Genomic DNA, 22,326 nt, shown 5'->3' with positions numbered 1-22,326 from the left:
GGCTCATGACAACAACATAAATGTTATTGATTTAGCCTATAGCCTGAGTAAAACGAGGCTCTATTCTCTTTAGATTTTCTTTACGAATCAGCTCTGAGCATAATGTTTAAGCTGATTCTTTTCCGTACTTTTTTGAACTAAATATAGTCTTAGAAATCCAAAATACTTGGAATTTATATAAAACGTTTTAGGTTACTATTCCTAAGTTTTCATCCTATTGAACAATCAAAGCGGTGTAATCCAATAAGTAATACCTCGAATAGCTTGTTTCTTAAAACCAAAGAGAGGTAAATTCTCTTGAGATAAACCTACATAAGTCCAATGTGGAACATCATTTTCTACAGTTTGAAACCAACCATTTTGATTAAGAGCTTTTCTTTGCTCTTTATTGCCTACGCGTAAATCAATTGCTAATCCCCATATATGTTGTGAAGTTCCGGGAGGTGCAACTAAACCGAGAATTTTTGTTTCTTTACCCTGTTGAACTTTTGCTAAGACTTGATTGTTAGTATATTTATTCCAAAATCTTAAATTCGTGTTGAAAGTACGAGTACAATCACCAGAGCCATAACCAGACTTTAGCGGAATTTGTTGCTGGATTCGCGCTTTGTTTAAAGCATCAGCCGCAGATTTTTGTAAATAACAATCGTTAGTGCCATCAACATGACCCATTGTTAAAGTAGCTTGAAACTCTTGGGTTTCTTGTTCATTAGCAAAGATATTTTTTTGCGGCAGTTTAATCCCAATATCTGGATTTACGAATACTGCACCATAGCTTCGCAGCAAAGTATATTCATAAGTCCCAGGCTGGGGAATTGTGGGTAATTTTCTAGCGATCGCAGATAAAAAACGCTGTTGAGCATTTAATTTGGGATCGGGAATAAATGGTTCTGATGTTGTTTTAGAGGTATCTATACAAGGTAATGAATTATTACTCAAACATTCTTGTAATGGTTGAGCAGTTATAGCAACTTTGTGGTGGGTAATCTCATTGCTAGCTACTAATACAAAAATCATCAATATAACAATACTGATGAAACTTGTCTTTCTAATAAACCTAGTAATATTTTTTTGATTTCTGAGGGTGAGTTTCATTTATAAATAATTGTTTGGTGATTTAAGAATAAAACTAAGCAGCTTTGAGAAAATATCTATTATTGCTAAATTAAAATCACAGATAAGGTATCGGCATTGAACTATAGTTTCATCCAAGTTAGAGAAAATATCTAATACATACGAGTTATAAATAAATTTATCTTGGCTAACGATATGAACAATAACTGCGAGCGCCAAACCGGAATGTTGTCACAAATTTTAAAAAATCATATTTTTCCCTTCCTACTAAAGTTAAAAAATGAAACCTTGCCTTTAATTGAGTACTAGTAAGTTTGATAACTTTTTTATCAGAAAGTTACATCCATGAAACCACTGGAACAGTTAAAATTGAAAAGAACTCTAAGCTTGCCGATCCTGTAAGTATGACCATGCACAATTCCGTTGAATTCCAAGACGCTTTTGATGTCATAGTCGTCGGTGCAGGTCACTCCGGTTGCGAAGCGGCTCTCGCCTCTGCACGCCTCGGTTGTCGAACCCTGTTATTGACGCTCAACTTGGATAAAATCGCTTGGCAACCTTGTAACCCAGCAGTAGGTGGCCCAGCTAAATCTCAGTTGACTCATGAGGTAGACGCACTTGGTGGGGAAATTGGTAAAGTAGCAGACCGCACCTACTTGCAAAAACGTATCCTCAACTCTTCACGGGGGCCTGCTGTTTGGGCATTACGCGCCCAGACGGACAAGCGCGAATATGCAGCGGTGATGAAAAATATTGTTGAGAACCAAGATAACTTGACAATCCGTGAAAGTATGGCAACAGATTTGGTGCTGGGTGCTAACGGTGAAGTCATCGGTGTTGAAACTTATTTTGGTGTAGGGTTCCAATGTAAAGCAGTCATCTTGACAACCGGCACGTTCCTGGGCGGCAAAATTTGGGTTGGTAACAAATCAATGCCAGCTGGACGTGCTGGAGAATTTGCAGCAGAAGGATTGACACAAACCCTAAATCGCCTGGGATTTGAAACCGGCAGACTTAAAACTGGAACTCCAGCACGGGTAGACAAGCGATCGGTAGATTATAGTAAAATGCTCATCCAGCCAGGAGATGAAGATGTGCGCTGGTTTAGCTTTGACCCAGATGTTTGGGTAGAACGGGAACAGATGCCTTGCTACATCACCCGCACAACCACCGAAACCCATCGCCTGATTCAAGAAAATTTGCACCTGTCGCCAGTTTATGGCGGTTGGGTGGAAGCTAAAGGGCCGCGCTATTGTCCCAGTATTGAAGATAAGATTGTCCGCTTTGCCGACAAGGAAAGCCACCAAATCTTTATTGAACCGGAAGGAAGGGATATACCCGAACTTTATATTCAAGGGTTTTCTACAGGGTTGCCAGAAAATTTGCAGTTGCAAATGTTGCGGACTCTCCCCGGTTTGGAAAAATGTGTGATGCTGCGTCCCGCTTATGCAGTGGAATATGACTATTTACCAGCAACTCAGTGTTACCCCACACTAATGACTAAGAAGATTGCGGGGCTGTTTTGTGCTGGGCAGATTAACGGCACCACAGGTTATGAAGAAGCTGCTGCTCAAGGGCTGGTGGCGGGAATTAACGCCGCTCGATTTGTTTGCTCTCAAGAAATGATTGTGTTTGCCCGCGAGCAAAGTTACATTGGGACGCTAGTTGATGACTTGTGTACAAAAGACTTGCGGGAACCTTACCGGATGCTTACAAGTAGGTCAGAGTACCGATTGCTATTGCGTTCTGACAATGCCGACCAACGTCTGACACCCTTGGGAAGGGAGATTGGTTTAATTGACGATCGCCGCTGGGATATGTTTACTCAAAAACAGCGTAATATTACCACAGAAAAACAAAGATTGCAAGCTACACGAGTTAAAGAACATGATGAAATTGGAATAGCGATCGCATCTGATACCCAACAAGCAATTAAAGGTTCGATTACCCTCAATGACTTGTTACGGCGTCCAGGATTACATTACGTTGACCTCGACAGGTTCGGACTGGGAAACCCCAACCTCAACCGGGCCGAGAAAGAAGGCGCAGAAATTGACATCAAGTATTCTGGCTATCTCGCTAGGCAACAAAATCAAATTGACCAAATTGCCCGCCAAGCGCACCGCCAGTTACCTGGGGATTTAGACTACACAACAATTGATACTCTTTCTAAAGAGGCACGGGAAAAGCTGACTCACATAAAACCACTTACCCTTGGTCAAGCTGCACGTATAGGTGGTGTAAACCCAGCGGATATTAACGCCTTATTATTATATCTAGAATTGCGTAGAAGCAAGAGCCAGTCAGAGTTTACAGCGTTAGCTTAACACAAGCTTGATAAAGACTGAGTATAGTAGTAGGGAGAGAGATTGGTATGATAGATGACATAAAGATTAGTAGTGGCATCATCAACAATCCCCAGATGCAAGTTGAGTTTAATACCAATACTCAATCAACTTATCTCAATTCAGATGGGGGATTGGATGTTTCATTATTCAGGAGGCAGTGTTTCGACTACGCTCAACAACCACGCAGGAGTAACCCACGCACAACTGCATAGGATTGGGGCAAGACCGGAGGCGGAGCGGCTCCTCTGTTTGTATCTTGCCCGATACATTCTCAATACAATTCTTCTTTTTCAACAGGGTAATCACCCAGGACTAAAGTTTTTATTCATACTTCTCTACTTCAGTAAGAACTGCCCTCTACCTGCTGCCTCCTCTGATAATCCTAATTTCCAGGCAGTAGGGGTGGCGTTTCCTCGTCCAAGCAACAACCCAGAACGTCTATGTTACAAGAAGCCAGCACCCGTCTCATAGTACCAGAACCATCAGAAGACTTAATCACCAACGAGCCTTGGTCGATAGAAAACTATGCTGATGGTCTAATGGATGAACTCTTTGCCGATCTCGACTATATTCTGGATGCTAGTGGTAATCTGCCTTCTCAAACTGTTAGGCACAGTAGTCAGAATAGATCGAGCCACTCTGTTGCTGGAGTTTCCGCCCAAGCTCAACGCCAATCGCCTCCAGGGTACGTGCCAGGGCAAACAGTTACGATACCACAGATTACTTTGAACCAAGGAGTACAGTCAGTTGCTCAAGATAACCACAAGCAATTGAGTACTGTTGTATTTGACACCGCCACCATTAAACCAATTAGTAGAAAGCGTCAGAAAAATAGTCTGCTTTTGGGCAAACTGCTGATTGTCGGAACAACTTTAGGGGTGGCGATCGCTAGTACAATCTACTTGGTGCAGTCTGGAGTTGTATATCTTTTAAATAACAAATTGCCTGAGTCAGCGCTTCTATTGCCGCAATCGCAGTCACGGTTGCCCGTAAAAACAGAAATAGAGGCAGAGTTAGTTGACTATATGCTCCAATCCCTGGCTGTTATAGACAAGCAAGGAGCAAAAAGCAATCAAAAATATTTCAATCCAGGATTCTCCACTCAGGCAAATACTAACCAAATAGCCCTTGGTCGCGAACAAGCAACTGGTAATCTACCAGCACTTCCACTTCTAGCTAATAATACACCACCAGCCCCCAATCGTTCTGGAAGCGTTGTTGAGCGCATCTACGTCCCCGTTTATCAAGCGCCGTCACCAATGCGCTACGCCCTTCCAGCCATTCCGGGGACTCCTACACTTTTACCACAAGTTGCCAGTGCGTTACGGATATCTCAACCTAATGTTGTGAAAACTGCCCTGAATACAGTTCGACAAGCTGCCAAGCCTGTAACTGTCAATATGTTAGCTGCGGCTGTACGAGCCGAACTCAAACCGGTGGCAGCAAAAACTGCACCCATTAGCGTGCGCCAAACACCCAAGCCTCTGCCTGCATTACCAGTAGTTCCATTGCGTGCTGCACTCGCACCAGAGTCAGAACCAACTATTACCCAGGAACAAGTATATCCGGCAACTGCGATCGCAGTTGCTCCGAGTAATACCTTAGAAGGATTGCTAGAGTTGGGTAACAAATCTGCCGCTTTGTTTAAAATTGATGGCGTGACTCGCCGCATCAATATGGGTGAAAGTATCGGCTCAAGCGGTTGGACACTAGTAGATGTCAGTAATGGCGAAGCAGTCGTCCGACGTAATGGCGAAGTGCGATCGATTTATGCAGGACAGAAACTATAAATTTTTTAACCCACTGCCTGGTTGAGGAGAGTTTAAAGATTAAACTCATCTCCCACCATTAATAGTACTGCGACCAGCGATAATTGATTGAAATAATTTGATCGCGTCAAATAGTTTTCTGTCTCTGTCTGCATTGCTAGGATTGCCTGCTGATATGTAGCCTAGCTAATGCGATCGCGCCTTAATAGTTTTAATATTATCAGCTTTATTGATAGCAAGATCGCTTTTACCTCCAACAGACTCTAGTAACTATTGAGCAATGATTAGTTTTTTGAGAATCTGCCAATTGATTTCGGTAACGTTGATACTTTCAATGCCAACTTGTGTAAATACTGTTGCTAAATCTTTATTAAAATAAGTTTCAACTAAATCATCTAGTAATGATATAGTTTTGTCCTTTTAAAAAGTATTTGCATAACCCTTCACCCAATAATGGTTTTTCTCAAAAGGGACATCTAAAATTGGGTAACTCCCTGGCTTAATATCAAATTTCATTGGGTTTATCTCTTTTTATAGCTTAAGAGTTACGCATTCGCTACACTGTTATTAACCCAAATGTTTAGGCATCGCTCTGTCGGTAAGAAAAAATAAATATTTACTGTAAATAGCTGGAAATTTGGTCTAACTATCTCATAAATCAGTGAAAGACCACAAAGTTTAATCAATATAAGCAGAAAATCCGGTTTGTGGTGAAGAATGGGAAGACAGTATTGAATTTCCCTACCTAAAGATGGTTCACAGAAATAAATTTCAATGTTACAACTATAATTTGTGTTTATGATAGTTACACTATAGTGATTATTTGGAAACCTAGATTTTGCATATATCTTGCTTAAGCAAGATATATTTAGCTAAAAAAGTTAGTTTGCTAATTGATGTAATCCTTAAATCTTACCAATATGAAACAACCTAACTATTTTCAAAATAATTCTAAAAACTCTTTAAGAGACAAGTATCATCTTTACAAAGGCGAAAAGCTGAACTGGCTTCAAGTAACTCTTAGGCTTGAAAGGTCAATTATCTCTATTATTCTTCCTTGGGTAATTTTTTGTACTATATATGGTACTTTCATATCATTTTTAGCTCATTTAGGATTACCAATCGCATTTTCAGATTCCAGCAATATTCTTACCAATGCTGTTTTAAGCTTTAATATTGGCTTTACATTACTATTAGTATTTCGGACGAATACAGCCCATGATAGATTTTGGGAAGGTCGTCAACTATGGGGAGCTTTAGTTAATACATCGCGTAATTTAACTCGTGGAATTGCGATAATAGTTAAAGAGAAGACACCACAAGATAAATTAGAAAAGGAAGCAATGCTTCGGTTAGTAACTGCTTTTGCAGTTGCAATGAAGTTACATCTAAGATCGGTGCCTTTAGACACTCAGTTGGCATCATTAATGTCTGAAAAACAATATTTACAACTCCAAGATAGCGATCATCCTCCACTACAAATTGCTTATTGGATAGGAGATTATTTGCAGTATCAGCATGACCGAAATTGTCTAAATGTCTATCAATTAACTACTCTGCATAATTGTGTAGATGATTTAGTCGATATTTTAGGTGGTTGCGAACGCATTTTAAAAACACCGCTGCCTTTGATATATACTATTAAACTCAGACAACTGTTATTAATTTTTTGTCTTATATTACCTTTGGAAATTGTGAGCTTTTTAAATTGGTGGACTGGTATAGTAATGGCTTTTGTAAGTTTTACATTATTAAGCATTGAACAAATTGGCTCAGAAATCGAAGAACCTTTTGGGTTTGATCCTAATGACTTACCTTTAAATACTATTTGCAATACAATCTCCAACAATGTTGAAGAATTAATCAGGCTTACTTCTAACAATGTTCGTTCTTATTAAATCTATAAATAAGTTTTACCAGTCAATTTTTGATGAGAAGTGAGAGGTTTTTTCTTTATTAAACATAGAAAATACTTGGCTATAAAAATTCAATCGCTTAATAAATAATTCGCCAAGCTTTCACTGTCACTTTGCCAATTTCGCTATCAACACTTTGACCTCCTTCTAAGATTAATCTGATATCTAAATTCTCATCTGGAGCATTTTTCAAAGCTGTGGCTAATTCTTTACTGACAGCAAACGTGCCGGTTGAACCGTCTAATTGAAAAACTTTTTCTCTGACCTTGAGTAAAAGCTTATCGACTTTTTTAGTCGTGACAAATCTAAGATAGTCAGGTCTAGGATACACACGACCTGCGGTGTAGAAAGAAGACCTTGCTTGACCCGAATTTACTGTTACAAGTACTCGAATGCTCGAAGGTGTCCACAAACTAATAACTTGCGTTGAACCCCCACGATACAAATAGCCACCTAAAGAATTGCGGTCGAAAACTCCAACAAACTCTCCTTCAAAGGGGTCAACAATTTTTACGGCTTTCGACCAAGGCACATCCATATCGGGGGACAGTCCAGCCGATTTGACCATTGGCAAATCGCTTGATGCTTGAGCAAGAATAGCTATTTCTTGAACAGTGAAAGCAGCACAAACTTGGGGGGAAATTACAGCCAAGCTAGCCCCAAAAAGAAGAACTGGAATCGTTTGCGGTAACTTCATCATAAGTCAGGGGTATAATGTTCAAATGCTTCTTACTGCAAAACAGTTTGCCTCACTTCAACTGGTTCGCCCGTCAAACTAAAAGGTCGAACTTCGGTAATTTTTACCTTCACCAACTGCCCTTTGAGTTCTTTGATGTCACCGCTAAAAAAGGTCAAACGATTACCACCAGTGCGTCCCATCACCTGGGTTGGATCTTTAGGATTTTGGTCTTCTACTAAAACTTCTTCAATGCGTCCAAAGTAACGTTGCGATCGCTCTGCTACTTTCAAGTTTCCCAGATGATTGAGCCGTTGCAAGCGATCGCTTTTAATTTCTTCACTCAGTTGATTGTCCCACAAAGCGGCTGGTGTCCCTGGACGCGGCGAATATGCTGCTGTATTCAACATATCAAAGCCAATATCTTCCACCAGTTTCAGGGTATTTTCAAACTGTGCTTCTGTCTCTCCAGGAAAACCAACAATTACATCGGCACTAATGGAGGCATCTGGCATATACCGCCGAATGGTATCGATAATCCGGCGATATTTTTCATGGGTATAACCCCGCGCCATCGCCTTTAAAAGTTCGTTATCCCCAGATTGGAAGGGAATGTGGAAGTGTTCGCACACCTTGGGCAATTCAGCACAAGCCTGAATTAATCTCTCGGTAAAATAACGAGGATGGCTAGTAGCAAATCTTAATCTTTCAATCACCGGCACATCATGGACGTAATAAAGCAAATCTGTAAAGTTATTCAGATGCCTACCTTCTGCTGTCACTCCAGGTAAATCTCTGCCGTAAGCATCAATATTTTGACCGAGTAGAGTAATTTCTTTGTAACCTTGCCGTCCTAATTCTTCCATTTCAGCCCGGATAGCTGACGGTGTGCGAGATTGTTCGACACCGCGCACATTAGGAACCACGCAATAGGTACAGCGTTCGTTACAGCCGTAAATCACATTCACCCAAGCGGTCACTGTACTATCTCGTCGCGGCTGGGTGATATCTTCAATAATGTGAACTGCTTCGGTTGCGACAACTTGGTTGCCCTCAAATACTGACTCCAGCAAATCTTTCAGACGGTTGGCGTGTTGTGGCCCCATTACCAAATCTAATTCCGGCACTCGCCGCAACAGCGCTTCTCCTTCTTGCTGGGCAACACAACCAGCAACGATGAGGGTTAAATCAGGCTGCTCATGTTTACGCTTTGCTTGTCTGCCAAGATAGGAATATACCTTTTGTTCAGCATTATCCCGAATGGTGCAGGTATTGTAGAGAATCACATCTGCATTATTCGGATCTTCACACCACTCAAAGCCCATGTCTTCCAAAACGCCAGCCATGCGCTCTGAGTCAGCTTTATTCATCTGACAACCGAAAGTAGTAATGTGGTATTGGCGTTTAGAAGTGGTCATGGGCAATTCTGCTGAATCAGCGTAATGTATGTAAGGTTTCTTTCTATTCTATAACGCTCTTAAGCTGCTTCAGGAGTGCTGAGTACCTTGGTTCACATTCCTTTTGATATTTCAATCGTAAAAATCTAAAGAAGTTGCAAACATTAGCGGTGATGAAATTCTACCTCTTTCTCCAAAATCTTGATGTCATAGTTGCCAAAGAAATCTCTTGCTGATCATTAGGGTATGTGAACCGCGAATAGTAGACTGTCAAGATTGATTTGAAGGGAGGGTTTGTAGAAATGCTACTACAAACCACTTCCACAAGTTAATTTACGGTTACTTAACAGTAGTACTTAGTTATAAAAAATGCTTTTTTGGGTTCAGATAACTTAAGTATATGATTAATCGCATTTGTGCAAGCCATCAAGATTTTTTGACAGCCAAACTCATCTTAAGCGATCGCTAATTTGTCTTCAGGGGCAACAATACCATTAGCTGTGAGACTGTTGGCTTGCTGATAAGCTATGACAGCCTTTTTGGTACCTGGGCCAAAAATACCGTCTGGCGATCCTGGATCGAATTCTGCATGACTTGAGTCTTGAGAAACTTTTTTTAAAGTCTGCTGCAACTTCTTCACCTTCGGACCGATGCGACCTTCCTGAAGTGAAACAGTAGGAACGGTTAAAGCTTGGAGACGATCCAAAGTACCGTTGAATCTATTGCGATCTACATCACCCGGTATACCAGGAAAACCAGTCTGGTCCCCTTTGTATTGGTGGAAAGTGTGAAATTTCCACCCACCTGGAATAGTAGGAGTGTTTGTATCAAAATGTGCAATCCACAAGTCATAGTCAGCAAAGCGTGAGGTTTTAATCTTATCGTCCCAAAAGCTAGGCCCAGTGTAGATGATCGGTTTGTAACCTGTAGCGACTTCCACCGCAGTTAAGACCTTAGTAATCCGGTTAAGCTTTTCTGTGGAACTCAAGTCATCCCAATGATCGTTCTGTTGATGATTGTAATAGTCTTGTTCAATGTCTACGACTGGGGGGAGATCGCCTGGTTCTATCTCTAGAACTTGAGCAAACATTTTTACCTGTCGATCAACCTCCTCAGAAGGACGAAAGAAGAGATATGCCCCACGAATAATACCAGCTTTCTTAATGGCAGGCCAGTAAGAAGCAAACCGAGTATCTTGCTTATAGGTTCCGTAGTTCACTTTGGCATAAGCAAAGTGAATACCCTGACTTTTCACTTTTTGCCAATCGATATTCTCGCTGTAATCAGAAACGTCAATACCTTCTACTGACATAGGTTGTCTGTCCTTAGTATGTAAAAGTACTTGGTTAACTACAATGTCATATCGACTGTTTGCGGAAATTTTCTATGCAGCAAGTTAAATTTTTACTAATCGCAAATATTTGGATGGTGTTACAACTTAGCGGTGATGAAATTCAACTTCTGTTTCCAGAATTTTAATATCATAGTTGCCAAAGAAATCGTGACCTAGTAAGCCGATGCTTGCTTTTGGTGCGATCGCTACTTGAAGATTATTGGCTGTAACTCCACCTACTGCAATAGATTTTACCTTACTGGTTGAGAATTTTACTTCACTACCATCAGCAATTTGGGCTTGCATTGTACCTGTAGCCTGTAGTTTAAGTGTATTCGCCATATCTTGAGTGATAATGGTTCCACTAGCACCTGTATCTACAATCATTTCAAAAGTTTTTTTGTCGTTGAAGGTGACATCAATCACAGGAGTTCCACCAAAACGGCGTTTGATTGAGACTCGAAAAACTCTATTGTCTGAAGGTGCGGCTATGATATTGCCACAAATTCTTCCCAATCCAACGGTTTTACCAGAGGAAGTTATCATGTAACACGCTCCTGGATCGTCTGCTGTTGCCTGATGAGAGAATGCTAAAAATATCAGCGTCGGCATTAGTGCAATTGCAGCTAGATTAACGGTTGTAATCCAACGCCTCCAAGCATTCTTCATGTTATACTGCGCTCCATTTTTTTTGATTGTTATTAATAGCTAAACTCATGATTGCGGCTGTAAAACATGGTATTCAAAGCACAGCTTTTTGAGATGAAAAATTAAATATATGTGTTTAATAGGTATTGCAACGGTTTTTTTAGTTTTAAATTAGCTGATTTTTTTATAATCTGTATCTCAAAAATATGAAATCGCATCTTACTCAATACATCTTACATAGAATTACTGATTGGTAAATTAAAGATTAGGTAAAGACATGATGAAACTACTTAGAGCAGATTCAATCTGGCATCCTAAGAAGTTGGATTAGGATAAATTTATTAGCTTACTCAAAATTTGCTACTGCATTTACAGCAGCTGCGATCGCATTTTTCACAGCGATATCTTTTTGTTCTAGAATGATATTTTCGCTATCAGTACGCGAAGCAACTACACCGCAAATAGCTGCTGCTGCAAAATTATACACTCCTGCCATTTTGAATAGTGTGCCGCATTCCATCTCGTAATTCAAGATATTCAAGCGCCGATATTCTTCTGTAATGCCATGCAGCGATCGCATTAAATTTGGATTCGCGGAATCAGTGCGTTCTTGTCCTTCGTAAAAAGTATCAACTGATGCCGTAATTCCGATGTAATGTTCAACCTTTAATTCTCGTGCAGCTTTAACTAAAGCGACTGTCAGAAAAGGATCGGCTGCGGCTGGATATTCCACTGGCGCAATGTCATTAGCTGCACCTTGGCGACATAATGCTGCACTGCTAATAACAACACTACCAACTGGTATATAAGGTTGAATTGCTCCACAAGTTCCAATGCGAATAATTTGCCGGATTCCTACTTGTACCAACTCATTGACAACAATACTTAATGAAGGCGCACCCATACCACTAGTAGCTGATAAGATGCTGCGGCCATTCGGTAAGTATCCAAGATAGCTATTGAGTCCGCGATTTTCTGACAACACGCGTACATCTTGGAAATAAGTTTGGGCAATTAGGCGCGATCGCTCTGGATCGCCAGATAATAGAGCAATGCTGGGAGGTGATGAACCTAAATCATCTTGCCCAAAGCCAATGTGATAAAAGCGTTTATTTGGCATTCAATGCTACTCACACGCGTATTGCAGATCGGAGCGTTTCTTATTGCTGGCTCCTACAACTAAGGAAACAAGAATTGCTCTCAATATGGTTGGGCGATCGCTAAATTATTAGGACTTATGCAATTAACTTGTCATGCATGAACCAACAAGTATTGACCGTTACCAAGAATTTCACCATCACAACCGTCAAAATACACAATGCACAAGAGCAAATAAAGTCTCCACATCCGGCAGAAATTGCCATAGTTCATGCCATAATTTAAATCTTTGACTTTAGCTTGATTTTCGTCAAAATTCATCAACCAATTTATCAGAGTCTTTGAGTAGTTAGCACCATTTAAATACCATTGATTAATAGTTTTCAGGTCTGTATTAATCTTTGGGATGACATCATAACTCCACACCCGCATATTTGGAAAAACATATTTGTCGATAAAAGGATGGGTTATATCATAAGGTAATCTGGTTGTGATTATGTGAATTAACACCTTGCCATCATCTTTGAGGAGAGAAGCCAGTTTTTGAAATGATTTCGTTAAATTCCCTATATGTTCAAACAGGCCAATCGCCATAATTTTATCAAACTTATTCTCAAAATCAATATCATTAAAGTCCTTTTCATATAGAGTGAATCTATCTGAACTGAGGTAACTGGTAGGGTCTCGCATTTTTTTCCGCATATATTCGCATTGCCCGTGGCTCAAATTAAGAGCCGTTACTTTCACATGGGGAAACCGGGAAAGAATGTAATTTGATGCAGAACCCCAACCGCATCCCAAATCTAAGATTTCGTCTCCGTCTTCGATCCCTGCTTTTGCGATCAAATCATCGAGCATCTGCATTTGAGCTTGCTCAAGGTTAGATGCTCCTTTTTCCCATAAAGCCATTGTGTATTTGGGATATAAAAGTTCTGTCTCTTTTAACATCAGACTGAACATTTCTTCGGGTAGGTTGTATTGAACCTTCATTAGTTCGTGTGATCCTTCTGCAAGGCGATCGCTTTCTTGCAACAGCCATTCATAGGGAACTAAAAGAGAAGGAAAATATTTGTAGCTGATTTGCATGGAGAGATTTAAAAGGGATTTAAGCAGAGTATCGGGGATTTTTAGCCCATTGATATAAGCCTCTGCTCCTGCCATTACGATTGCATTGAATGTAGCGATCGCTTTGCGGTTAGCTTGGTAAGCAATTCGGTTTTTGTTATTCACATCTACTAAAAGAGTATGTCTTTGGATCTTGTCTGTAATGCTGTAATTCATGTATACATTACCTTAGATTTTTAGTTATATTAAATTTATGACAAAACTAAATACTCGTCTTTTACAATTTCGGTCTGCGAGAAATTCAAAACTCCCATAACATCAAGGATTTATCACTCCCTGATGCTACTTAAAGTGGTAAAATACGAGAAATCAAATTGAGAGTTATAAAATCAATTTATGTATTAAAAATTAATATTTTTTTATGAAGCTTAATAAAAACATAACGCTCCCTTAATTAATAGTGTTTCTCTTCGGGTTGCAAAAATATTCGATAAATTGCATTTAAATTTTTAACACCATAGGGAACACCATATTTTCCCTGGTAATGAACTCAGACTATTATCCAGGGTATTTAAGTTAGATGGTGGTCGTTATGCTGAGATTGCACTGTCAGAGTCACGCTTCTGGATACCAGAACTAGAATCAGGCTTGGGTGTTTGACAAGGACGCTATCAAGATGTAGAACAGCCGTGGTTATGGTGGTATGATTGGACAGCCGACTGTGTATTGACTTCTATAGAACAAGAAAGTCAACGAGCTGAACGGTTGATTGCACAATTGCGTAGACACAAAGTGGCTTGTCGTTAGACATCGCTAGGCGTTGAACCAGATTTAGATTAGCTCTTTGCCTGCCTTACAGCCCTGCAAACCACTCATAGCCTTGATCCTCCCAATAGCCTTTAGTAGGTAACAAATTGCTTACGAAGGTGATTTGAGTTACCCATTTGCTTTGTTTGTAGCCCAGTTTAATTGGGGATGCTAGGCGCATCGGCGCACCATTATCAACTGATAAGGGTTGTCCATTCTTTTGATAAGCCATGAGAGTTTGGGGATGTACAACAGAAGCAAGATCCCAGCTTTCATAATACCCATCAGCAGATTTGAAGTAGACATAGCGGACGTTTGACTTAGGCTGTACCAGCGCTACTAAATCTCGTAATCGCACACCTCCCCATTGAACGATCGCAGCCCAGCCTTCAACACAAACATGGCGAATCACCATTGAAGTCAAGGGCAGTTTTTGAATATCTGCCATGCTCAATTGCATCGCATTATTAACCTCACCATCAATTATTAAGCGAAACTGCGTCGGATCGATTTGCGGGGTGAAGTCAAAGGTATTAACCAGCAATTTATCTGCTTCTATGGCACTGACAGGAAATTCAGGTATAGGTTTTTGAGTTAATAGAAGTGCTTCAAGACTTTGGTTTAGTGGCTCAGATATTTGCCGCAGATTATCTGAGAACAAATTTGTCCCACAGCCACCAAGAAGAAAGCCTACCCCTGAAAGTCCAGACACTTGCAGTAACCGACGACGGGATAGGGTACGTTTGGGAAGAATCAGACTCATAAAACCTCTACAGAAACATAGATTTCACTAAACGGATGCTTCCTACCTTCAGGGCAAGTAAGGAATGAGCAATTGTAAACAGTATGACAGTAGGAACAGTGATAAAGTGAACAGTGCGTAGAGTCTGCCAACTACCAAACAGCCCGGAAAGCCAATACAGTTGAGCCGGTTTATACATCGCCAGACCACTCAAAATTGCCAGCAGTAGCACTGGAATGATAGCAGTATAAACTAACCGATGCCATGCGTAATTCTTGCGCTTGGGGTTCTGGCTGACTTGTAACGCTTTTAAGTCACCTCGATCGGCAAAGCGACGCTGCCAACGACGAGTTATAAATATATAAAGTCCATACCAAAGTAAGTTCAGCGAAAATAGCCACATAGCAGCAAAATGCCAGTGTCTAGCACCTCCTAGCCAACCTCCTAGCAACAGAAAATCAGGAAAACGCCAACCTGCACGCCCTCCAAATACCGGATTGGCATTATAGATTTGCAGTCCACTAGCGATCATCAAAATGAGACTGATGATATTAATCCAGTGAAAGGTCTTTGATAAAAAAGTCTGACTTGGTGTTGAGCGAACTTTACGTTTAGATGAGGTCATAGCAACATAATTCGTAATTCGTAGTTAAAACTGCATGGATAAATCTGTTTTATATGAAATAAAGATGGCGTGCATTTTTTATTTTCCATAACTAAAATTATTTGCTCTGTCCTTCAATTACGAATTACGAATTATATCGGTTGAGTGGGAAAAACGGAGCCAGCCAAAGTTGTATCTGGATATCCTAACCCAGAAGAATAGCAATTGCTGTGGTCACGATCGCTACGCCACCAATCCGTTGCAACGCTGCACTATGGGAGCGGATATTGAGAATTTTTTGGCTGAGTACTCGCCCACTATAAGCGATCGCCAAGAGAGGCAAACCGGCTCCGATTCCATAAGCCACTAGTAGCCAAAATGCACCTATGACTTGATGATTAACTGCTGCTAGGACTAAAATTCCGCCCAAAACTGGTCCAGCACAGGGAGTCCACAAAAGCCCCAACTGAGTCCCTAGCCAAAACTCTCCCATGAGTCCCATTCGTGCAGGTTTTTTAGCCCACTTCCCAATTGGAATATAACTAAATATTCGGTAACTCCATGTAGGGAAAATTGCCAATAATCCCAAAAATAAAAGGAGTGCGATCGCTCCATTACGCAATAAATTAACCAAGCCTGTAAACCAGCTTGCTGTTATACCTAGTAAACTACCTGCCACTGCAAAACCAGTGATTAATCCCCCTAACAGTGCTACTGGGCCATAGGTATGGGATTGAAGCGATCGCCCCAATAACACAGGCAAAATCGGTAAAACACAGGGTGAAAGCACATTCAAAACTCCCCCCAATAAAGCCAGACTGATTGATAAAGTAGAAGTCGTCATCATTCCTTCTACCCCAATAGCTGGCGCATAGTTTGCTCTATTTTTTCGTATGCACCTTCACCAATATGGTCATATTGCAACAAACCCTGACGGTCAGCTAAAAATAGATGGGGCCAATATTGATTTTCGTAAGCGTTCCAAGTTTTATATTCGTTATCAACTGGAACCGGATAGGTAATTTGGTGTTGTTGTAATGCCTTTTTTATGTTGTTTGCGTCTCGCTCAAAAGCAAACTCTGGTGTGTGGATGCCAATCACCTTGAGTCCCTGCGACTCATACTGTCGATGCCATCTAGTAATGTAAGGCAGTGTACGCTGGCAGTTAATACAAGCAAAAGTCCAAAACTGTATCAGAACAACATTGGCTTTGAGGTCAGCTATTGACAAAGGTGTAGAATTAAGCCACTGACTTATCCCTTGAAACTCTGGTAAACTCTTGCCTACCGGAGGTTTCACTACAATATTTTCCGAGTCTTGTGTATTCTTACTATTTGCAGGAGAGATAAAAGGGGCATTCACTTTTCTAAAGTTGGAAAATGTTGTGGCTGCACTCATTCCAACAACCCCTAACCCAAGATAAAAAAGTAACTGACGCCGGCGGAGTAGATTGTGATTCATCAGAATTTCTCTTGTTGAGGTCAAAGCACCAAAGTATAGGGATTGGAGTTAGGATTTTCCTGGTTAACCAGTCCCTAGTACCCAGTACAAGAAAAGTGAGATGCAAAGCTAGTTGTGGCTAAGGCTTGGTAGAAGCAGGCGATTGCTTCATCGCATTACCAGCTTTATCTTTGCTCATTGCATCACCGGCTTTGTCTTTGCTCATCGCATCTTTGCCCATTGCATCACCGGCTTTGTCTTTACCCATTGCATCTTTGCCCATTGCACCACCGGCTTTGTCTTTACCCATTGCATCTTTGCCCATTGCATCACCGGCTTTGTCTTTACCCATTGCATCTTTGCCCATTGCATCACCGGCTTTGTCTTTGCTCATCGCATCACCAGCTTTGTTTTTGCTCATCGCAGGAGAGGCTTCAGGAGCAATTTGATTGTTGCTTGCAGGGCTGCTAGAGCAACCAGTGAGACTGGTAGTTAAAATCAAACCAGCAATTAAAGAAAGTGTTTTCCAATTCATATTCTTCTTTCGTCCTTTGGATATTTCTTTTTGTATCGATTGATCAGAGGAAACTAAGCTACAAGCAGATTCATAAAGGCTATTGGTATAAAGAAGATACCTTCTTGTTGAGGACTCCATCAGATTCTTGCTACTGCGTAGCTTGCCGCCGTAGACATCGCATCTACATTGCAATCAAATAAAGCCTTCGGTTCTAACACTCCTAATGTTTGAGTTATCCCGAACATCCAAAGTATCTCTGTTAGGACTGAAGCCGAACTGAAATGAAGCCATGATTTTCATAAATTTATCCCTTGAGAAAATTTAGTTAATTCTCAGCATTTTCTCAGGTATTTATGGTAATGAAAGCCACGGACTAATTTAAGTATTCTCCCAACTAAACCTCATGAATGCTGCAAATTAAATATTTGACTAATTCAACGGTTAAAGCAAAGGTAAAACTCGATATTTCGCATTTCTCTGCCTTGCGATCGTCAACCTAAAGATTGTAAGTTAGTTACACACATAAAAATCCCCACGCATCTACTGATATCAGTTTCTACTTTATTAATGTAGATTACGGATATTTAATTTTTCTTAACCGCTATTTTAGAAATATTAAAAAGCTTGATTAGCTACAACTTTCAAATATGTCAGACAACAAAGAATTTTCATCCGAAAAAAGCTCTTCCGTTAAAAATGTCTTGATTATAGGTGCAGGCGGGTATATTGGCGGAGCGCTGTGCCGTAAGTTTTCTCAGACACGAGATTTTGCCGTATTAGCACTTGTGCGTCCGAGTAGTGATATTGAGGGTATAAAGCCTTTCTGCAAGGAAATAATCCGCTCTCAAGAGGTAGAAATTTCCAGCAATGATGTTGCACAAGCAATTTGCAAGCATGATATTACAACGGTAATTAATGTAGCGTGGCACATGCCTCCAGAATCAACCAAAGAAGCTCAATTCGCTCTAGACCGTATAGCATTAGAAGCCGCCTTACACGGTGCTAGTGCAGTTTCGCCAGATATTCATGTAATTACAACCAGTGGGAATTTCTCTTTGATTACCGCCAATGGAGGACGAATAACAGAAATACCTCCGCCAAAAAGTTATACACTGCCCGAATATTTAGTATGTATTGACTTACTAGTGGGTGTAAATGTCTTGAAAGATGGGCTAGTAGAAGAATATATCAGCAATGGAGGTAACGCCTCCATTGTGTATCCTTCATCAGTGTATGGTTCAGCACCAACTCGTGGCAGTTTCTGGGATTTTGCAATTCAGCAGTTCATTACTGGGAAACCACACCAGGGCTATCAGCCATTTCCACCAGATTTTATGACGGCATGGATTCATGTTGAAGATTTAGCAGACTGCTACATTGCCGTAGCGCGATTTGGCTCAAAAGGAGGACATTACCTTGCTGCGCCTGAAAATTTTAGTATTAGCCAGGTGTCAAAAATGTTTGCCCAGACTGCTCAGGTAGAATTTATGGCGCCAGTCTTTGAAAACAAAGACAAAGTTATATTTGATGATTCTCATACTAGAGAAGTACTTCAACTTCAATGGAAGTATAAAATGGCTGATGAGATGAAAGGTTGGGTAGAGAGAATAAAAGAGTTAGGAACTTATTTTTTAGAGTAAATAAGGGGTAAATGGCTTTGGAACCCGTTCCATCAGATATGACCGATCCAAAAATTCCTGCGGAAGCATTCCAATTTTGCCAAAAGACACAGGACTGGTACAGAAACTCTCTAGAAACCTCTTTCCTTTGCGTTCTTTGGTTTTATATCCCGGAAAAACTCTAGATACCCTACTGTCGCTAGCTAACATCCTTTAGTACTGCTAGCAATTTTTCAATATGTGCTACTTCATGAGTTGCCATCACGGATATTCTGATTCGACTTGTGGGCACTGTGGGGGGACGAATTGCTGGGGCAAAAATGCCAGCATCTCTTAGCTGTTTTCCAGCTTGGAGGGCATCTGTCGCATTAGGCAATTGAAAACATAATATGGGTGATTCAGAAGGCAGCAATTTCAGGTTAGGTAACTGTTGCAGCAAAGTTTTCAAGTAATATATATTCCCCCACAACTGGGCACGGCGTTGCGGTTCTTGTTGCACAATCTTGATTGCTGCTAAGGCCGCGGCTGTATCAGCAGGTGAAAGCCCAGTGGTATAAATCCAACTGGGTGCGCGGTTCCGCAAAAAGTCAATTAAGGCGCTACTTCCTGCCACATAACCGCCTAAACTACCTAAAGCTTTACTCAAGGTGCCAACTTGAATTAATTGCTTTCCTGTACACCCAAAATGTTCGACACACCCAGCGCCAGTTTTTCCTAATACGCCGGTAGCATGAGCTTCATCGACTAGCAGCATACAGCTAAATTCATCAGCAAGATCCAATAGTGCAGGCAACGGACATAAATCGCCATCCATGCTGAAGACGGTATCAGTCACAATCAAACAGCGTCGGTAATTTTGCCGCTGCTGGTTCAACTGAGTTTTTAATACTGCCATATCACAGTGTGGGTATTCCACCACTGCTGCACCGCTGAGAATCGCTCCATTTTTCAGACTGGAATGATTGTACTGGTCAGAGAATATTAAATCGCGCTTGCCCACAAGGGCGGTAATTGCACCCAAATTGGCTAGATACCCGGAACTAAATACCAAAGCATCTTCTGTTTGTTTGGTAGATGCGATCGCCTCCTCTAACTCCCTGTGTAATTCACGATGCCCACTGAGTAATCTAGAACCAGTACTACCAGTACCAAATTGGGCGATCGCAGCCGTTGCCGCTGCCATCAACCGCTCATCCCCAGCCAAGCCCAAATAGTCATTGCTGGCAAAATTAATTACCTCTTGTCCAGCTAAAACCACCGTTGCACCCGGACGACCATCGATAGGTTGTACCGAACGATACCAGTCCGCCCGATGAATTGTTGCTAAGGACTGTTCTAGCCAGGCATAAGGGTCAGTCATTGGGAGTGGGGCAGGGGGCAGGGGAGGCAGGGGGAGAATAACAAATGACAAATGACAAATGACAAAGGACAAATGATAATTAAACTTGTTCGCTACTGAGATGAGCGATCGCTTGTTTAATCCAGTCTTCGACATAGGCATCTTTGGGTAGTCCAATGTCTTCGCTGACTACGTGCAGGGCGTGACTGACCTCATGGGCAGTATATCCCAAGGCGAAGAGGGTCATTTGCACCTCTTCGAGAATTCCTGGTGCAGGCCCGCCTGTGGCGACGAAGAACCCGGCTGATTTGCGCCACTCGACCAATTTACTTTTTAGTTCCAAACAGATGCGTTCAGCGATTTTTTTGCCCACACCTGGAGCTTGAATGAGGATTTGTGTATTGCCAGCGATAATTGCTTGGACTAAATCTGGTAGTTCCAGAGTATCCAGGAGTGCGATCGCTAAAGCTGCACCAATCCCTGTGACAGTCAGCAAGTGGCGAAATAAATCGCGTTCGGCTGGGGAAGCAAAGCCATAGAGAAAGGGCACTTCTTCCCGAATTTGCAAATGGGTAAAAATTTGCGCCACTCCTCCTGACTCTGGTAACTGGTTTGCTAGCCGTTGGGGAACTTGCAAATCATACCCTAAACCATTCACTTCCAAAGTCAGAATCACGCGATTAGCGCCAATTGTTTGGATACCAGCGACTATACCTTTTAAATAACTAATCATTACAAGAGACCAAAATAATTTAAGCCTTCAATAATCCCACCTGCACAAAAACCTTTTGCTAGGTAGCGGTGCGTAGCAGGATGCTCGTTATGCCATTGGAGTAACTCTTTTCGGGCATTCCCGACGATGATTCCCCGTTCGTTGCCTACAGCAAATAAAGCAATATCATTACCCGAATCACCACAGACAACTGTTTGTTCTGCTGCAAATTTCCACTTCTGGCGTAAAAACTGCATTGCCTGACCTTTATCGCTGCTATAAGGTACAATGTCAAGGTCTATTCCGCTACTGTAGATTAACTTTACATTTAATTTACATTTCTGCAACTCTGCTTCAAGTTGTGGTAGAACATTCGCAGATACTTCTTGTTCTAAAAAACAACTCACTTTGAAGGGACGCTGTTCTGAATCTGGTTGCCGAACTAACTCACGGTATTTTTGGGTAATAGATAATACAGTTTCCCGTTCCCATCCCGGAGAGAGGATTTCTGACCAACCTGAGTCTGGAGTATCAGTACCATCAAGGTAAATTTCTGTACCCACAGACAGGACGAGGGCATCCGGTTGCAAAAGATTTTTTTGAGCTTGGAGTTCTTTGTAAAGTACAGGCGATCGCCCGGTAGAGTAAACGATTTTAGTCCCGTATTCTTGGCGATGTCTCTTCAGCAGTTGATTCAGTTCTGGTAAAGCGCTGTCATCGCCGACGGTGCGATATACGAGGGTGTCATCTAAATCGGTTACAAAAAGAAATGGTTTCATGATTAATACCTCTTGCAAAATCTCGTTATTCTACCGCGCGAAGAGACTTTTACAAGAGATTTTTTTGCTAAAAACAAAATATGTCAAACATTCAATTCGAGATTAAGGATAGTTAGAATTATTGTCAGTAAAAGGTTATAGGCATTTTCATACGTAGCTAGTAAGCAAAAAATTATTTAAAACAAATTGGGAGCTAAAGCTTTATTTAATGCCTTCAGATTTTTGTAAGTTAATAAATTGTTTTTCTCTAGGTTGCATCTTCTTTATATGGGAGCATCCCAAATGTGTAAAAACATATTTTGTCATTGCGAGCGTAATGAAATGAAGCGTTCGCGGAGCGTCTCTTAGAGGATGTTTGAAAAGTCCTCTCGTTGGTAGTAAAACATTTCAGATCCCCCTAAATCCCCCTTAAAAAGGGGGACTTTGATTCCGGTTCCCCCCTT

General features: G+C 41.2%; 20 protein-coding genes. 5 read left to right on the top strand and 15 right to left on the bottom strand.

Translation table 11 applies throughout. From position 1 onward, the window contains the following. Nucleotides 1-225: 225 nt before the first annotated feature. The gene (locus V7K44_RS16185) at nucleotides 226-1,095 is read right to left on the bottom strand and encodes a D-alanyl-D-alanine carboxypeptidase family protein (RefSeq protein WP_334932970.1); all 870 of its coding nucleotides are present in this window, start codon (nucleotides 1,093-1,095) and stop codon (nucleotides 226-228) included. 383 nt (nucleotides 1,096-1,478) lie between these two features. Between V7K44_RS16185 and mnmG the strand changes: the two genes are divergently transcribed. The 4 genes from mnmG to V7K44_RS16165 all read left to right on the top strand — a co-directional run bounded on the left by mnmG (nucleotide 1,479) and on the right by V7K44_RS16165 (nucleotide 7,089). Next, nucleotides 1,479-3,401 (top strand): tRNA uridine-5-carboxymethylaminomethyl(34) synthesis enzyme MnmG, encoded by a 1,923-nt coding sequence (mnmG, locus tag V7K44_RS16180; protein WP_334932971.1) that lies wholly within the window; start codon nucleotides 1,479-1,481, stop codon nucleotides 3,399-3,401. Nucleotides 3,402-3,448: 47 nt separating this feature from the next. Then, on the top strand, nucleotides 3,449-3,634 hold the full coding sequence (locus V7K44_RS16175) for a hypothetical protein (RefSeq protein WP_334932969.1): 186 nt from the start codon (nucleotides 3,449-3,451) through the stop codon (nucleotides 3,632-3,634). Nucleotides 3,635-3,862: 228 nt separating this feature from the next. Further along, nucleotides 3,863-5,212 carry a hypothetical protein gene (locus V7K44_RS16170; RefSeq protein ID WP_334932968.1) on the top strand — a complete coding sequence of 450 codons (1,350 nt, stop codon included), beginning with the start codon at nucleotides 3,863-3,865 and terminating at the stop codon, nucleotides 5,210-5,212. Between the two features lie 899 nt (nucleotides 5,213-6,111). Then, nucleotides 6,112-7,089 carry a bestrophin family protein gene (locus V7K44_RS16165; RefSeq protein WP_334932967.1) on the top strand — a complete coding sequence of 326 codons (978 nt, stop codon included), beginning with the start codon at nucleotides 6,112-6,114 and terminating at the stop codon, nucleotides 7,087-7,089. 97 nt (nucleotides 7,090-7,186) lie between these two features. Here the strand turns inward: V7K44_RS16165 and V7K44_RS16160 are convergent, their stop codons facing one another. From V7K44_RS16160 to V7K44_RS16105, 11 genes are all read right to left on the bottom strand, one after another. Next, entirely contained in the window at nucleotides 7,187-7,807 is a 621-nt protein-coding gene (locus tag V7K44_RS16160; protein ID WP_334932966.1) for a hypothetical protein, read from the bottom strand. A 29-nt stretch (nucleotides 7,808-7,836) separates the two neighbouring features. After that, nucleotides 7,837-9,201 (bottom strand): tRNA (N6-isopentenyl adenosine(37)-C2)-methylthiotransferase MiaB, encoded by a 1,365-nt coding sequence (gene miaB / locus V7K44_RS16155; RefSeq protein ID WP_334932965.1) that lies wholly within the window; start codon nucleotides 9,199-9,201, stop codon nucleotides 7,837-7,839. A gap of 433 nt (nucleotides 9,202-9,634) precedes the next feature. Then, nucleotides 9,635-10,492: a GH25 family lysozyme gene (locus V7K44_RS16150; protein ID WP_334932964.1), complete on the bottom strand. Its 858-nt coding sequence runs from the start codon at nucleotides 10,490-10,492 to the stop codon at nucleotides 9,635-9,637. A gap of 126 nt (nucleotides 10,493-10,618) precedes the next feature. Continuing rightward, the gene (locus tag V7K44_RS16145; protein WP_334932963.1) at nucleotides 10,619-11,182 is read right to left on the bottom strand and encodes a retropepsin-like aspartic protease family protein; all 564 of its coding nucleotides are present in this window, start codon (nucleotides 11,180-11,182) and stop codon (nucleotides 10,619-10,621) included. Nucleotides 11,183-11,507: 325 nt separating this feature from the next. Next, the gene (locus tag V7K44_RS16140; RefSeq protein WP_334932962.1) at nucleotides 11,508-12,281 is read right to left on the bottom strand and encodes a nucleoside phosphorylase; all 774 of its coding nucleotides are present in this window, start codon (nucleotides 12,279-12,281) and stop codon (nucleotides 11,508-11,510) included. 131 nt (nucleotides 12,282-12,412) lie between these two features. Next, nucleotides 12,413-13,540 (bottom strand): SAM-dependent methyltransferase, encoded by a 1,128-nt coding sequence (locus V7K44_RS16135; RefSeq protein ID WP_334932961.1) that lies wholly within the window; start codon nucleotides 13,538-13,540, stop codon nucleotides 12,413-12,415. Between the two features lie 637 nt (nucleotides 13,541-14,177). Continuing rightward, nucleotides 14,178-14,894: a molybdopterin-dependent oxidoreductase gene (locus V7K44_RS16125; protein ID WP_334932960.1), complete on the bottom strand. Its 717-nt coding sequence runs from the start codon at nucleotides 14,892-14,894 to the stop codon at nucleotides 14,178-14,180. A gap of 7 nt (nucleotides 14,895-14,901) precedes the next feature. Then, the gene (locus V7K44_RS16120) at nucleotides 14,902-15,498 is read right to left on the bottom strand and encodes a cytochrome b/b6 domain-containing protein (protein ID WP_334932959.1); all 597 of its coding nucleotides are present in this window, start codon (nucleotides 15,496-15,498) and stop codon (nucleotides 14,902-14,904) included. 184 nt (nucleotides 15,499-15,682) lie between these two features. Then, the gene (locus tag V7K44_RS16115; RefSeq protein WP_334932958.1) at nucleotides 15,683-16,324 is read right to left on the bottom strand and encodes a cytochrome c biogenesis CcdA family protein; all 642 of its coding nucleotides are present in this window, start codon (nucleotides 16,322-16,324) and stop codon (nucleotides 15,683-15,685) included. A 5-nt stretch (nucleotides 16,325-16,329) separates the two neighbouring features. After that, nucleotides 16,330-16,938, bottom strand: a complete 609-nt coding sequence (locus tag V7K44_RS16110) for a thioredoxin family protein (RefSeq protein ID WP_334932957.1) — start codon at nucleotides 16,936-16,938, stop codon at nucleotides 16,330-16,332. A gap of 118 nt (nucleotides 16,939-17,056) precedes the next feature. Continuing rightward, nucleotides 17,057-17,452 carry a hypothetical protein gene (locus V7K44_RS16105; RefSeq protein WP_334932956.1) on the bottom strand — a complete coding sequence of 132 codons (396 nt, stop codon included), beginning with the start codon at nucleotides 17,450-17,452 and terminating at the stop codon, nucleotides 17,057-17,059. Nucleotides 17,453-18,081: 629 nt separating this feature from the next. On the opposite strand from V7K44_RS16105, the gene V7K44_RS16100 reads away from it, so the two are divergent. After that, entirely contained in the window at nucleotides 18,082-19,074 is a 993-nt protein-coding gene (locus V7K44_RS16100; protein WP_334932955.1) for a hypothetical protein, read from the top strand. A 178-nt stretch (nucleotides 19,075-19,252) separates the two neighbouring features. On the opposite strand, the gene bioF is transcribed toward V7K44_RS16100, so the two are convergent. The 3 genes from bioF to V7K44_RS16085 all read right to left on the bottom strand — a co-directional run bounded on the left by bioF (nucleotide 19,253) and on the right by V7K44_RS16085 (nucleotide 21,883). Next, entirely contained in the window at nucleotides 19,253-20,413 is a 1,161-nt protein-coding gene (bioF, locus tag V7K44_RS16095; RefSeq protein ID WP_334932954.1) for an 8-amino-7-oxononanoate synthase, read from the bottom strand. Between the two features lie 79 nt (nucleotides 20,414-20,492). Beyond that, nucleotides 20,493-21,125 carry a Holliday junction branch migration protein RuvA gene (gene ruvA / locus V7K44_RS16090; protein ID WP_109007998.1) on the bottom strand — a complete coding sequence of 211 codons (633 nt, stop codon included), beginning with the start codon at nucleotides 21,123-21,125 and terminating at the stop codon, nucleotides 20,493-20,495. Then, nucleotides 21,125-21,883 (bottom strand): sucrose-phosphate phosphatase, encoded by a 759-nt coding sequence (locus tag V7K44_RS16085; protein WP_334932953.1) that lies wholly within the window; start codon nucleotides 21,881-21,883, stop codon nucleotides 21,125-21,127. The genes ruvA and V7K44_RS16085 overlap by 1 nt, the downstream gene beginning before the upstream one ends. Nucleotides 21,884-22,326: the final 443 nt, after the last annotated feature.

This window comes from Nostoc sp. (assembly GCF_036917235.1).
In the GTDB taxonomy this organism is placed as follows: Bacteria; Cyanobacteriota; Cyanobacteriia; order Cyanobacteriales; family Nostocaceae; genus Nostoc.
Note: the sequence above shows the minus strand (reverse complement) of the source record. Positions and strands in the feature narration are given on the sequence as shown.

Bases quoted from the DNA above. Each gene is read 5' to 3' on its own strand.
- V7K44_RS16140 (WP_334932962.1), bottom strand. From the start codon at position 12,281: ATGCCAAATAAACGCTTTTATCACATTGGCTTTGGGCAAGATGATTTA.
- ruvA (WP_109007998.1), bottom strand. From the start codon at position 21,125: ATGATTAGTTATTTAAAAGGTATAGTCGCTGGTATCCAAACAATTGGC.
- V7K44_RS16185 (WP_334932970.1), bottom strand. From the start codon at position 1,095: ATGAAACTCACCCTCAGAAATCAAAAAAATATTACTAGGTTTATTAGA.
- V7K44_RS16120 (WP_334932959.1), bottom strand. From the start codon at position 15,498: ATGACCTCATCTAAACGTAAAGTTCGCTCAACACCAAGTCAGACTTTT.
- V7K44_RS16100 (WP_334932955.1), top strand. From the start codon at position 18,082: ATGTCAGACAACAAAGAATTTTCATCCGAAAAAAGCTCTTCCGTTAAA.
- V7K44_RS16125 (WP_334932960.1), bottom strand. From the start codon at position 14,894: ATGAGTCTGATTCTTCCCAAACGTACCCTATCCCGTCGTCGGTTACTG.
- V7K44_RS16170 (WP_334932968.1), top strand. From the start codon at position 3,863: ATGTTACAAGAAGCCAGCACCCGTCTCATAGTACCAGAACCATCAGAA.
- V7K44_RS16115 (WP_334932958.1), bottom strand. From the start codon at position 16,324: ATGATGACGACTTCTACTTTATCAATCAGTCTGGCTTTATTGGGGGGA.
- V7K44_RS16165 (WP_334932967.1), top strand. From the start codon at position 6,112: ATGAAACAACCTAACTATTTTCAAAATAATTCTAAAAACTCTTTAAGA.
- V7K44_RS16175 (WP_334932969.1), top strand. From the start codon at position 3,449: ATGATAGATGACATAAAGATTAGTAGTGGCATCATCAACAATCCCCAG.
- V7K44_RS16085 (WP_334932953.1), bottom strand. From the start codon at position 21,883: ATGAAACCATTTCTTTTTGTAACCGATTTAGATGACACCCTCGTATAT.
- bioF (WP_334932954.1), bottom strand. From the start codon at position 20,413: ATGACTGACCCTTATGCCTGGCTAGAACAGTCCTTAGCAACAATTCAT.
- V7K44_RS16145 (WP_334932963.1), bottom strand. From the start codon at position 11,182: ATGAAGAATGCTTGGAGGCGTTGGATTACAACCGTTAATCTAGCTGCA.
- miaB (WP_334932965.1), bottom strand. From the start codon at position 9,201: ATGACCACTTCTAAACGCCAATACCACATTACTACTTTCGGTTGTCAG.
- mnmG (WP_334932971.1), top strand. From the start codon at position 1,479: ATGACCATGCACAATTCCGTTGAATTCCAAGACGCTTTTGATGTCATA.
- V7K44_RS16160 (WP_334932966.1), bottom strand. From the start codon at position 7,807: ATGATGAAGTTACCGCAAACGATTCCAGTTCTTCTTTTTGGGGCTAGC.
- V7K44_RS16135 (WP_334932961.1), bottom strand. From the start codon at position 13,540: ATGAATTACAGCATTACAGACAAGATCCAAAGACATACTCTTTTAGTA.
- V7K44_RS16105 (WP_334932956.1), bottom strand. From the start codon at position 17,452: ATGAATTGGAAAACACTTTCTTTAATTGCTGGTTTGATTTTAACTACC.
- V7K44_RS16110 (WP_334932957.1), bottom strand. From the start codon at position 16,938: ATGAATCACAATCTACTCCGCCGGCGTCAGTTACTTTTTTATCTTGGG.
- V7K44_RS16150 (WP_334932964.1), bottom strand. From the start codon at position 10,492: ATGTCAGTAGAAGGTATTGACGTTTCTGATTACAGCGAGAATATCGAT.